Here is a 14008-nt window from a genome sequence, read left to right as displayed (position 1 = left end):
GCTGGGTAAAATTTTTACGCTATTCGCCTTTAGATATCTTCAAAAAATAACAAGTCTATATGCTAGTCTATTTTTTGTAATACTGCGTCCACATATTCCTTAGATAACTTAAACTTCTGTTAAACCTGTCTTCTTGTGTTACAAAAATATCCATCGCCTATTGGGCTTGTTATTTTCTTTTATATGCCTTAAATTTCAGTTATGCTTTCATTCCTTTTGCTAAAGCTTTTTTATTCAATTCAATAGCTTTAGGCGGAACTATAACTTCTAAAATTTCATTCCAGTTTATACTTTCTAACTTAAGAGCTGTAAGCAATGCTCCTAGAAGCACAACATTTTGTGCCTTAATATTTCCAAGTTCTTCTGCTACTTTAGTAGCATTAACTATTATTGTATTTTTCACTGTTTTCTTTAATGATTCATTAACATTTTTAGGATATTCTTCCTCACCTATTAAAACTGGAACTGGATATATTTCATAATCATTTACAACTAAGTACCCATCTTTTTTTAAATAAGGAAGCCACCTTGCCGCTTCACTCTTTTCAAAAGCTACTACAACATCTGCTGTTCCTTTCTCTATAAGTGGTGAATAAACCTTTTCTCCAAATCTAACTTGAGTACTAACGCTACCTCCCCTTTGTGCCATACCATGAACCTCAGACATCTTTACATCATATCCGTTTTTTAACAATCCCTCTGTTAAAATCTTTGAAGCAAGTATAGTTCCTTGTCCACCTACTCCTACGAATAATATACTTTTAACATTATTCATATTATTCACCAACCTTTTCTATAGCATCAAATTTGCAAACCTGTTTGCATAATTCACAGCCATTACACATATTTTTATCTATACTAACTACATTTTCTTTAAACTTAAGTGCTGGACATCCTGTTTTCAAGCACGCTTTACATTTTTTACATTTATCTGAATCTACATGACAGAACATATTTGCCCTTCTCTTTATAACATCTTTCTTTAAAGCACAAGGCTGCTTTGTTATTATAACAAAAGGCTCTCTACTCTCATATGCAACTTTCACAGCTTCTTCAGTTTGTTGTAATTTATAAGGATCTACTACTTTTACATTTTCTTCTTTTACACCTAATGCAAGTACAACTTTTTCTATATCTATCATTGGTGCTGGCTTATTTTGCAGAGTTTTGCCAGTTCCTGGATTTTCCTGATGACCTGTCATACCTGTTGTCCTATTATCCAATATACATGTAACTATAGGTATATTATTATATATTGAGTTTGTAAGTCCTGTAATACCTGAATGGAAGAATGTTGAATCTCCTATAAAAGCAAATACCTTTTTATCTCTTTTTGCCAACTGATTTGCTTTTTCTATTCCGAGTCCTGCTGTAATTGAAGCACCCATACAAACTACAGTATCAGTTACACTTAAAGGAGCTACCATACCTAAAGTATAGCATCCTATATCTCCTGTAGATATTATATTATCTTTGTATTTTGAAACTGCATAAAAAATTCCTCTATGTGGGCATCCTGGACAAAGTACAGGAGGTCTTGATGGAGCTTTTATATCTATTGAATAATTTTCTTCAACGCTTTCTTTACATATAGCTTTTCTTATAATATCCGGATTTAACTCCTCACATATAGGAATAACTTCTTTTCCTATACAATTTATTCCTAAAACTTTAAGTGCATTTTCTAAATAAGGCTCATTTTCTTCTACAACATAAAGTTTTTCTACCTTTGAAGCAAATTCTTTCATCATTTTATCTGGAAGTGGATAGCTCATTCCTATTTTTAATATAGATACTTTATCTCCAAAAACTTCCTTTACATATTGATAAGATATACCACTCGTTACTATGCCTATTTTAGTATCTTTTATCTCCATTCTATTTAAACCGCAATTATTAGAATACTCTTTTAGCTTATTAAGTCTTTCTTCTACTTCATAATGTTTCTTTTTAGAATGTGCTGGTATCATTATATATTTTTTTATGTCTTTTTCATAAGGCTTTACTTCTACCTCTTCTCTTTCTCCTAATTCTACTACACTTTTTGAATGTGAAACTCTTGTAGTGCTTCTATAAAGTACAACTGTATCAAACTGCTCACTTATATTAAAAGCTTCTTTCATAAAGTCTTTGCATTCTTGTGAATCTGATGGTTCTACCATAGCTATTTTGGCATGAGGAGCAAAAAGTCTATTATCCTGTTCATTTTGTGATGAATGCATTCCTGGGTCATCTGCTGTAACTACTACTAATCCCCCATTTACACCTTCATATGCCATAGTAAATAATGGATCTGCTGCTACATTTAATCCTACATGTTTCATGGTTGTTAAACTTCTTGCTCCTCCAATAGCAGCCCCTGATGCTACTTCTAAACCAACCTTTTCATTTGGCGCCCATTCTGCATATACTCCATCATAAGTAGCAAAATTTTCAAGTATTTCTGTACTTGGTGTTCCAGGGTAAGCTGAAGCAACTTTACATCCTGCCTCATACGCACCTCTTGCAATAGCTTCATTTCCTGACATAATGACTTTCATATATATACCTCCATTTTTAAATTTTGTTAATTGGCTCAACATACACATTACTGTTAAATCGTTAATTAAACTATGTTTTATTTAATTCAATAAAATTGTTTTTACTATGATACTATAGATCCCAATGCTATAGAATATAATTTTGACCTAGCACTATCTGCCCTTGAAACAAGTACCACAGGGCATTTAGCACCCATTATAACTCCAGCATTTTCTCCTTTACCAAAATACGTCATAGACTTTCCTACAAAATTTCCAGCTTCTATATTTGGAACTAAAAGTATATCTGCATCTCCTGCTACTTCACTTACAATGCCTTTATGTTCTGCTGCTTCTTTTGATATTGCGTTATCAAAAGCTAAAGGTCCATCAATAATGCAACCTTTTATTTGTCCTCTTTTATTCATTTGAGTTAATACAGCTGCATCAATAGTTGCCTGCATTGAAGGGTTAACAACTTCCACTGCACAAACAGGCGCTATTTTAGGTTTTTCTATTTCTAACTTATGTGCAACCTTTATTGAATTATTTATTATCCCTATCTTGTCTTCCAAAGTTGGATACGGAACCATACCTCCATCAGTTAAAAAAATTAGTTTGTGATATAAAGGTACCTGGTAAACCATTACATGTGAAAGTAAGCCTTTGCTTCTAAGTCCTGCTTCCTTATTTAATACAGCCCTTAATAAATCTGCAGTTCCAAGCATTCCTTTCATTATGAATTGAGCCTGTCCACTAGATACAAACTCCACAGCTTTCGCTGCTGCTTTTTTGATATCCTTTTCATTCACAATCTCAACATTATCTATATATAAATTTTCTTCTTTGGCTATATTTCTTATAACTTCTTCATTCCCCACCAAAATAGCATCTACTATTCCAAGTTTAACTGCTTCTGATACAGCTGTTAAAACTTCTTTATCTTGAGCTACTGCTACTGAAAGTGTTTTTTTACTTTTCTCTTTAGCTAAGCTTATTAATTGTTCTAGTTTCTTCACCATAAATATTTACCCCCATTATTGTAATTAATTCACCACATCGTACTTACCTTAATTAGTAATCTCTTTTACCTAAACAAGTATTTATTTTTTCATACCATCATTTAGTTCTATTAAAAATAACTTTATATCAACGCTACATTAATAGATAGCAAATACTATGCCAATCTTATAGTACTTCTATTCTAATGATTTTTAATATTTTTACTTTTTAATATTTTGATTAATGGTACTAACGGTATTAAGTAACGATACCATTAGTACTATTGATTGCACACTTGACTTTCGCAGTTTAAAAATATTGCAACGCAACTTTTTAGGTGGAGTCCGCATTGAATATATGGTAAAAGTTAAAATCCAAACTACTACTGCACCTTTGCATCGCAATATGCTTATAATATTAAATTAAAGTTTTGTACGCACAAAAAAATCCAGACTTATCTTCATAAGCCTGGATTTTTCAATATATATTAGTATAAAATTCTATCTGTAACATCTTTTACAGACTTACATCCTGTAAGAACCATAGCTGATTTTAATTCACTCTTTAATGTATCTATATATAGTTTAACTCCGTTTCTTTCTCCTCCGAATGAAGCTGTTACAAATGGTCTTCCTATAAGAACTGCATCTGCCCCTAAAGCTAACATTTTAAGAACATCTACACCATTTCTAACTCCACCATCTGCAAGTATTGTAACTTTACCTTTCACTGCCTCTGCAATTTCTGGAAGTACATCTGCTACCCCTGGTGTTTGATCAAGTACTCTTCCACCATGATTTGAAACAACTATAGCATCCACCCCAGCTTCTACTGCAAGCTTTGCCTCATCCACAGTCATTATTCCTTTTAATATAAACGGAAGCTTTGTACTTTGTACTATTTCTTTTATTTCATTTACTGTTTTAGGTCCCACTGGTTTTCCATGAAGTGCCAAAGTTATAAGTCCTGCAGCATCTATATCCATACCTACGGCAAATGCACCTGCTTCTTCTGAAAGTTTTATTTTATTTATAACATTACTATTTTCCCAAGGTTTTATTATAGCAATTCCTTCTCCATTAAACTCTTTTAACTGTTGAAGGTTGGTTATAAGAAATGAATCTACTGCAGTATCTCCTACCATAGGGTATATACCTGCATCAAGACATCCTCCAATTACCCATGATATGTATTGTTCCTCTGTAAACTTTCCCCCCATATTTAATGTGGTTCCTGATACTGGTGCTGCAAATACTGGTACATCCATTTTCTTTCCAAATAATTCTATACTAGTATCTGGATTCTTAGCATCATGTATAACTCTCATATTAAGTTTGTAACTATCTAAAGCTTCAACATTAATTGAAAAAGCTTCTCCTGTACCCTTTCCACCCATTCCTGGAACTTCTCCAGCACAAGCCTTACCATTACAAATCGGACATACTTTACAACTTCCATTTAAATTTTCACGAGCATTTTTTAATACTTCTTTGTAATCCATCTTTATCTCCCCACTTATACTATTTTATGAATATAATATTTTAATTTAAACATACACTTTAATTATAATTCATTTATTTTAAATCTCAATAATTATTAACTAAATTTCATTGTTAATTTTTAAAATTATATAAGCAGATTTAACAAAACCATTGTTATTAAAAATTTTCCTTATCTGTCTGCAAAGTTAATAAAGGTCAAATTTACATTTACCACTATTAGGCATATTCAAAAAAATAACAAGTCAGTATGTTAGTATATTTTGCGTCATACTGCGTCAACAGAACCCTTTGATAGAACAACTATCAGCGGAACCTGTTTCCTTGTCCATCGCAAAATATACTAACATCTTTGACTTGCTATTTTCTTTCATATGCCTTAACATCTTCTTCTGTATAAATTGTAATTCCATTTCTACTTAATAACTCTGCAGTAACTCCATTACCATCTATTTTATTTCCAGTAAATGTGCCATCATAAATTTTCCCGTATCCACATGAAGGACTCCTTGCCTTTAAAATAGCAACTTTTGCTTCACATTCTTTTGCTATTTTAAGAGTTTCATAAGCTCCTTTTAAAAATTCTGCAGTAGCATCATCCCCCTCCGGTCCAACTATTCTAGCCTTTCCATCCAATACCTCTGCTCCAGTAGAATTATTTATTTCATGTGCCGGTCTTGGTGTACTCTGCCCCCCTAATTGTTCAGGACATACAGGTATGGCTTTCCCCTGCTTCAATAGTTCCAGAACCTTAGTATTTAAATTGTTACCACCATTGTATTTACAGTTTACTCCGCATAAACACGCACTAACTAATATCATAGATTTTCACTCTCCCCTATAAATCTAAAATTAATTCTTACAATTTTAAAAATAATGTGAATCAACTTTTTTAAGAGGAGAATTGTCCTCTATCCTCTTAAAAATAATGCTTCGCATTATCTTTATTACTCAAATCTATTATTACTTATTCTACTTAAGTTCTGCCACTGTAACTCCAGTACCACCTTCGCCATATTCACCTAATCTATATCTTTTTACATGAGAATGGTGCTTAAGCATATCTGTTATAGTATTTCTTAATACACCTGTTCCTTTACCATGAATTAAAGTTACTTCCTTTAGTCCTGCTAAATACGCTTCATCCAAATACTTATCTGCAGTATATACTGCTTCTAAAGAATCCATTCCCCTTAAATCCACTGATGAAGCTACAGATTTTAAATTAAGCTTTGCTTCTCTTTTTATTTTTTTCTTCTGTTCTTTATTCATAGCACCAGTTACTGCTCTTAAATCCTTTAATTTAACTTCTATCTTCATAATTCCAGCTTGAACTTGAACATTTCCCTTGCTATCTGGTTTAGATATGACTATTACCTTTTGATTCAAAGAAGGTACAAAAACTTCTTGACCTTGGGTTACATGTTTTAATTCCTCACCATCATCCTTTTTCACCTTATTAACTTTTTCATCTATATTATCAAGCTTTTCTGATAGTTTTCTTCTTTCCTCTTCAAGCTTATGTCGTACATCTGAAGCATACCCGACTTTCTCCAATTCTCTCATTTCCTTAAGAATATTATCTGCTTCCTCTTTAGCTTCTTTTACAATTCTTTTTGCTTCTCTTTGAGCTTCTATTACAGCTTTTTCCCTAGCATTTTGAAGTGTAACCATTTTTTCTTCATACTTATCCTTAATTTTAGCAGCCTCTAATTTTAGAGTTTCTGCTTCTCGTACATTAGTTTCAGCTTTTACAGTTTTATCCTGTAAGCTTTGTATTAAATCCTCAAATTGAAGAGTCTCACTGCTTATATTTTCTTTTGCATCATGAATTATATAATCTGCAAGTCCCAATCTTCTAGATATTTCAAAAGCATTTGATTTACCGGGTATTCCAATCAAAAGTCTATATGTAGGTCTTAATGTTTCTACATCAAATTCTACAGATGCATTCTCCACCCCATCAACTTTTAAAGCATAAACTTTAAGTTCACTATAATGAGTAGTGGCAACTATTCTGCACCCTCTACTTTTCAAATTTTCTAAAATAGATACAGCTAGTGCTGCTCCTTCTGTAGGATCTGTTCCTGCTCCTAATTCATCAAAAAGAACTAAAGACTTATCATCTGCTTCATTAATTATATTTACTATATTAGTCATATGTGATGAAAAAGTTGATAAACTTTGCTCTATACTCTGTTCATCTCCAATATCTGCAAATACTTCTTTAAAAAAGCTTACAGTAGAATTTTCTCTAGCTGGAATCATAAGTCCACTTAATGCCATAATATGTAGTAATCCAACTGTTTTTAATGTAACTGTTTTACCTCCTGTATTAGGCCCAGTTACCACCAATGATGTAAAACCATTACCTAAATATACATCTAAAGGTACTACTATCTTTCTATCTATTAAAGGATGTTTTCCCTGTACTATGTCAATAATTCCTTCATCATTAACCTTAGGAGCTATGCAATTAAGTTCACTAGCAAACTTAGCTTTAGCAAAAATAAAATCTAGTTCCCATATTATATTTGCATCAGTTCTTACTGCTATTATACTGCCATAAATTTCATTTGATAGGTATGCTAATATCCTATCTACTTCTGCTTTTTCCTTTAACATAAGTTCTTTTATTTCATTATTCAAATTAACTAAGCCCATAGGTTCTATATATAAAGTCGCTCCACTAGAACTTTGGTCATGAACAAGTCCAGGAACTGCTCCTTTATGTTCTGCTCTTACAGGTAAAACATATCTATCTCCTCTCATAGTATATAAGTTATCCTGTAGATAATCTGAATAAGTTCTTATAAGAGAATTTACTTTATCCCTTACAGAAGAATTTTTATCCTTTAAAGCTTTTCTTATATTATAAAGAGCTGTGCTTGCTCTATCTGAAACCTGTTCTTCACTTTCTATAGACATAAATATATGATCTTCTATGTTTTTTAACGGAATAATTCCCTGACATATATCTTCTAAAACCCTAAAACCTTCTTCTTCCTGCTTATGACTTATATATTCTTGAAATCTTCTAGCTGCTCTAAGTATTGCTGCTATTTTTAAAAGTTGCCCTGGCATTAAAGTAGATCCTTTGCCAGCTCTACTTATACCTTCCCTTACATCATAAACGCCCTCAAAAGGAGGTGCACCTTTTGTTACTAAAAGTTTAAAGGCTTCCTTTGTTTCCTCAATATGTTCTCTAACTTCATATATATTATCATAAGGTTTTAATTCCTCTATTAAATCCTTAGCTGCGCCAGTACTTGTATAATTCTTTAACTGTTCTTTTATCTTATAAAATTCCAGCACTTTTAATGATTTTTCATTCAACTTGTTCAACCACCTTTTTACAAACTGTATTATTTATTTAACATAGGCTACTCTACGCCTCTTTTATAGTGTCCTCTTGTAAATTTACTAAAATCTCCATTCCATTTTTTTTCTTTTAAACATTTTAGTACATTATTCACTTCATTATAACTTTCATCTATAAAATCAATTCTATAATTATTTATATCTGCTTTTTCTAATTCATCTATGTTATCTATCAAATTTGTAGGTACGCTATTGTAAACATGACACCTACAGAATTTATCTGTATTAACAGTAAAACATGCTCCCATTCTATCTTTTAAATAAAATGTTCCTTTTTCACACGCTCTGCTGCAATTTTGAGAAGCATTTTTGCCTCCAAAGGTACTTCCTAATACACAATACTCCGAAACCATATTTTCTATTTTGCCATAAACCATTACTTGACATGGCATTTTAGACTTTTTAGTTAAATTCAATATTTCACTTTTATTAAGTTCCACACTTATACATGTGCCATCTAATAAGTCATTATAAAATTGTGCAGAAGTAGGATTAAATATATTTAATTTATAATCTCCTATTATTGTAGTTTTTCCTTTAAATTTATGCAATATGCCCAAATTTGCTGTAACTATACCTTTTATATGAGGAAGTAATTCTTCTACTTTAGAACATATAGCTGAAAATTCCTCCTTTATAATATTAGGAACCTTAAGCCAAACATTGTTTTCTTTTATTGATTCATCTTTTATATCACCTTTTCTATAAAATATATCCACTATCACATCTAAAAATCCATTTTCCAGAGTGGCTTTCATTTGATCTATTGTATTAACACAAACCATGTATTTAGGAATTTCTGCAAAAACACTTTTTTCTTTATTTAACATTTTTATACTAGTATCCCTATTTACTTTAAGCAAATCTTTTTCTATAGACTCTATTAATTTTCTTCTACTTTCATTTATGGATGATACAGGCATAAAACCTTCTTCAAAATCCTCAAATTGTATATTTGTAAACCTAAAAGGAGTATTTCCGCTTTTTTCAAGATGCTCTTTCAACTTATTTACATATACAGGTTTATTTAAAGCCTTTTGAACTAACTCACCTTCAATAAAATATTGTTTTTTTCTATAAATGGTACTTAATTTTATAGGTTCATTTAACTTAAAGGTTACTTTTAAATCTAAATCTACTTTTTTTCCAAAAGGACTTTTATAAATACTCTCCATAGAAGTAAGTAATTTTACATCTGAAGTTTTATAAAGAATATCTCCATTTTTAAAATCTGCTGGTTTAAGTTTTACTTTGTTTCCCTTAGTAGCTTCTAAAACTTCATTTCCATTTTGTATTATTTTTGAAACTGTAAATCCTTTTTCTCCATTTCTTATACCATCTTTAATGCTCAAGTCTTCTTGTAATGTAATACTCAAATCCTTTTGAACTTTTCCAAGCATTACCCCTGTATTTTTAGGGAAAGTATAGGCCATCATATCTTTACCTACATTTCCAAACAAATAAGCCTTTGAAAAACCTTCTCTATTAAAAAGCTGTAAAAGCTTTTTCTTTTCTTGTTCAATATTAACATCTGATCCTTTTAGAATACTATCTATAGCTTTTCTATAGGATGATACTACTGCAGCTACATACTCAGGTCTTTTCATTCTTCCTTCTATCTTTAAAGAAGTAACTCCACTTTTAATTATATCTTTTATATTTTCTATAGTGCATATGTCCTTTGGACTTAATAAATATCCTTTTTTTTCTCTTCCACTAATACTATTAACTATGGTATATGGTAGCCTACAAGGCTGAGCACATCTTCCTCTATTGCCACTTCTTCCACCAATTAGGCTGCTCATAAGGCACTGACCAGAATAACATACGCATAATGCTCCATGTATAAAAATTTCTGTTTCTATATTCAAATCTTCAGATATATATTTTATTTCATTTAAAGAAAGCTCTCTTGAAAGCACAATTCTTTTAAATCCTTTGTTCTTTAAAAGAATAGCGCCCTCACCATTATGTACTGTCATTTGAGTTGAAGCATGAAGTTCAAAATCAGGTAACACTTCCTTTATCAACACTACTAATGATATATCCTGTATAATTAGTGCATCTACACCAATACTATATAAAAACTTAGCATAATCTAAAGCTTCTTTAAGCTCCTTTTCTTTCATTAAGGTATTTATAGTTACATATACTTTCACTTCATATAAATGACAGTATTCCACTGCTTTTTTCATATTTTCATTATCAAAATTAGAAGCATAAGCTCTTGCTGAAAACTTATTTCCTCCTAAATATACTGCATTTGCTCCACACTGTACTGCTGCATAAAGACTATCCATGCTTCCTGCTGGCGCCAGCAGTTCTATTCTATTCATCCTACATCTCTCCTACTGTTTTCTTAACCATACGTTTTTTATTATACAGTATATTCTTATCTTTTAAAACTTATTTTAGGCACATAAGTGGAGTATTTTACACTTTAAGCATAATACGAAGTATTATTTTCATATTTCCACATAAAATCTCAAATCCAAGTTAGTAACTCTAGTTGTATGTATTTTATGTCTTATAGTAGCATAAATCCCTTTATTGAATATTATAAAATTGAGCACAGCTAAACATTTTATAGGAGGAGGTAAACTTTCTATGTCAGTTAATTTTGGATTTATAGATAATACAATTCAAACATTTACAATTCCTACTGGAGTAACATCAATTACAATAAAAGCTGTAGGTGGTGGTGGTGGTACTATTATCGGAGGTAAGGTACCTGGCAAACCAGCCTCAATACAGGGTGACTTTGCTGTAACTCCAGGAGACATTTTAAGTATATTAGTAGGTGGAAGAGGTAGTAACGGTACTCATTTAAGTGGCGGTGGCGGCGGTGGTTCCTTTGTTTGGCGAGGAACAGGAAGCGTAACAGCTGCTAACTTACTAATTGCCGCAGGTGGTGGTGGCGGTGCTACTAATGATGCTCCTGGAATTGACGCAAATGCCAACAGTGGTGATGGTGTAACTGTTGATCCAGGCAGTGGAGGGAGCCAAGGTGGTACAAATGGCAGTGGTGGTACTGCTGGGAATGGAAGCGGTAATGGCGGCGGTGGTGGTGCAGGTATTCTAGGTAATGGGACCTCTGCCTCTATCGGTGGCGGCGGTGGTGGAACAGCAATTAATGATCCTATAAATCCTGGTAAAGGTGGTACTAGCAATAGCGGCCCTGGCGGATTCGGCGGTGGCGGCGGTGGTGGTGATACCGACCCAACTTGGGGCGGTGGCGGCGGCGCCGGAGGTTTCAGCGGTGGCGGCGGTGGCAATGGTTATAAGGTTGGTACTGACGGTGGTGGTGGCGGTGGTTCCTTCAACGGTGGAATCAACCCTGTCAATATTATTTCAACAAATACAGAAAATGGTTTTGTTGAAATTTCTTTTACAACACGAGGAATATCATTTTCTAATATTTAAAAGTTAACTTTAGGCATCTAAAAGAAAATAATAAGTCGAATATGCGACGGATATTTTTTGTAAGACAAGAAGGCAGGTTCCTCGGATAATTGTTTTATCTAAGGGTTCTGTGGATGCAGTATTACAAAAATAGATTAGCATATAGACTTGTTATTTTTTGAAGATACCTTATGTCTAAATATATAAAAATAGGCGATTTGTGAATTATTAATTCTTCAAATCGCTTATTCTATGTTTAACATGTTCGCTAATACAATATACCTTATTTTTCTAATAATATAAAAATTATAGGAAGTAACTTTCAACTATACATGAACTAATATAATTAAATGTTACTTCACTACATTGCGTTGCTTTATGCTTATTGTTTATATATCCCCCTTATACTTTTTATTATGGTTTCTATATCTTTAAAAGTGTTAAAATAACCTGGACTTATTCTTACTGTACCTTTGTTGCTAGTTCCTATAACTTTATGAATTAATGGTGCACAGTGATATCCTGTTCTTACTGCTATATTCTTTTCGTTAAGTTTATACCCTACTATTGAGCTATCCACTCCATCAATATTAATTGAAACTACTGCACATCTATCTTTTAAACTAGTTGGGCCATAAACTTTTACATAGTCAAGTTTTTTTAATTCTATTAGTAAATACTCTGTTAATAATAATTCGTGCTTGTAAATCTCTTTCATACCAACCTTTTTAATAAATTTTATTCCTTCACATAATCCTGCAATACCTGGAGTATTTAATGTTCCACTTTCAAATTTATCTGGCATAAAATCAGGCTGCTTCACATCGCTTGAATTACTTCCTGTTCCACCTTCTTTAAATGCTTCTACAAAAACCCCATCTCTTATAAATAAACCACCTGTACCCTGAGGTCCAAATAATCCTTTGTGTCCAGGAAATGCTAATACATCTATATTACTTTCCTCTACATCTATATTTATAGTTCCTGCACTTTGAGATGCATCTACCATAAATAAAATACCTGCTTCTTTTGCTATTTTACCAATAGTTGATATAGATTGTACAGTTCCTATAACATTTGAAGCGTGATTTATAATTACTAATTTTGTATTCTTTCTTATTTCTTGTTTCAAATCTTTTATATTTATATGACCGTTTTTATCCACCTTAAGCAGTGTAACCTGTACTCCTTTTTTTACCAAACTATTTAAAGGTCTTAATACTGAATTATGCTCAATAACTGTACTTATTACATGATCACCATTTTTTAAAATCCCCTTAATTCCTATATTTAACGACTCAGTTGCATTACTTGTGAAAATTATCTGAAAAGGATCAGGAATATTAAAAATTTCTTTTATAGCCTCTCTTGTATCCATAATTTTCGATTGCGCTTTTATAGCTAAGTTGTGAGAACTTCTTCCAGGATTTGCTGCGTAATTTTCCATACAATTTATAACTTCTTTGTAAACTTCATTAGGCTTAGGAAAAGTAGTTGCAGCATTGTCTAAATAAATCATAATCTCCTCCCTAAACTTCGCAAATATTTGAAAACTTGCCTTTATAATAATTCATAGCTTTCCTTATTATTTTGTAAAACTATTTTATATATAGCTTTAGGTACAATATTATTTTTTTCTGTCTCGCTTTTAACAATTGAAAAATCTTCTTCTTTAAATCTAATAGAATGGCTACATCCTGATGAAATTTTACAAGGAGTAGAAACTAAATTAACTTTATATCCTTTTTCTATGAGTTTTTTATATACAAATACTGCCTTGCTATAGCAGGTAAATACCATTAAATATTCATTATTATTCTTTTTCACAATTTTTCACCTCTATTTATCCTATAGATAAGTTTTTTGCTATATATAATTTTTATTTCATACTATGCATCTACTTAGCAATGTGTTAAATTAATAATTTTCAATTACTGAGTATATAAAATATTGAAAATATGTGGCAAATAAAAACTTACTACATATTATAATATTGCAAGGATACTTAACTAAAAGCAGTTGTATATATAATTTTTATCTATTTATAAAATAAAAAAAACATATTATTTTAACTAAATAACTTCAGTTATGCAATTTTAAAATCTAAATTTCATATTGAGGATAAAACATGATTTATAGGTTATTTCATCCAAAATTAATAGAAACACTTATACAGTTTTATAAAATGGATTTTCAAAAAACTTT

10 protein-coding genes are annotated in these 14008 nt (G+C 31.6%); 1 reads left to right on the top strand and 9 read right to left on the bottom strand.

The features are described 5' to 3' along the window. Positions 1-199: 199 nt before the first annotated feature. From HBE96_RS00050 to HBE96_RS00020, 7 genes are all read right to left on the bottom strand, one after another. On the bottom strand, positions 200-775 hold the full coding sequence (locus HBE96_RS00050) for an indolepyruvate oxidoreductase subunit beta (RefSeq protein ID WP_169295733.1): 576 nt from the start codon (positions 773-775) through the stop codon (positions 200-202). Between the two features lies 1 nt (position 776). Next, positions 777-2540, bottom strand: coding sequence for an indolepyruvate ferredoxin oxidoreductase subunit alpha (gene iorA, locus HBE96_RS00045; protein WP_169295732.1), 1764 nt, complete (start codon positions 2538-2540; stop codon positions 777-779). 104 nt (positions 2541-2644) lie between these two features. Continuing rightward, entirely contained in the window at positions 2645-3541 is an 897-nt protein-coding gene (locus tag HBE96_RS00040; RefSeq protein ID WP_169295731.1) for a phosphate butyryltransferase, read from the bottom strand. Positions 3542-4008: 467 nt separating this feature from the next. Continuing rightward, a complete protein-coding gene (locus tag HBE96_RS00035) occupies positions 4009-5022 on the bottom strand; it encodes an alpha-hydroxy-acid oxidizing protein (RefSeq protein WP_169295730.1) in 1014 nt (337 codons plus the stop codon). A gap of 358 nt (positions 5023-5380) precedes the next feature. Continuing rightward, positions 5381-5842: a 2-thiouracil desulfurase family protein gene (locus tag HBE96_RS00030; protein WP_169295729.1), complete on the bottom strand. Its 462-nt coding sequence runs from the start codon at positions 5840-5842 to the stop codon at positions 5381-5383. A gap of 150 nt (positions 5843-5992) precedes the next feature. Then, positions 5993-8356, bottom strand: a complete 2364-nt coding sequence (locus HBE96_RS00025; protein WP_169295728.1) for an endonuclease MutS2 — start codon at positions 8354-8356, stop codon at positions 5993-5995. A gap of 47 nt (positions 8357-8403) precedes the next feature. Beyond that, entirely contained in the window at positions 8404-10737 is a 2334-nt protein-coding gene (locus tag HBE96_RS00020; RefSeq protein WP_169295727.1) for a U32 family peptidase, read from the bottom strand. Between the two features lie 271 nt (positions 10738-11008). Between HBE96_RS00020 and HBE96_RS00015 the strand changes: the two genes are divergently transcribed. Further along, a complete protein-coding gene (locus HBE96_RS00015) occupies positions 11009-11824 on the top strand; it encodes a hypothetical protein (RefSeq protein ID WP_169295726.1) in 816 nt (271 codons plus the stop codon). A 361-nt stretch (positions 11825-12185) separates the two neighbouring features. Here HBE96_RS00015 and HBE96_RS00010 read toward each other — a convergent pair whose 3' ends face one another. After that, complete coding sequence (locus HBE96_RS00010; RefSeq protein ID WP_169295725.1) at positions 12186-13322, bottom strand: aminotransferase class V-fold PLP-dependent enzyme; 1137 nt, start codon at positions 13320-13322, stop codon at positions 12186-12188. A 41-nt stretch (positions 13323-13363) separates the two neighbouring features. Then, entirely contained in the window at positions 13364-13630 is a 267-nt protein-coding gene (locus HBE96_RS00005; RefSeq protein WP_169295724.1) for a putative Se/S carrier-like protein, read from the bottom strand. Positions 13631-14008 lie beyond the last annotated feature (378 nt).

This window comes from Clostridium muellerianum, from assembly GCF_012926525.1.
In the GTDB taxonomy this organism is placed as follows: domain Bacteria; phylum Bacillota; class Clostridia; order Clostridiales; family Clostridiaceae; genus Clostridium_AM; species Clostridium_AM muellerianum.
This window is presented reverse-complemented; position numbering and strand designations above follow the sequence as displayed.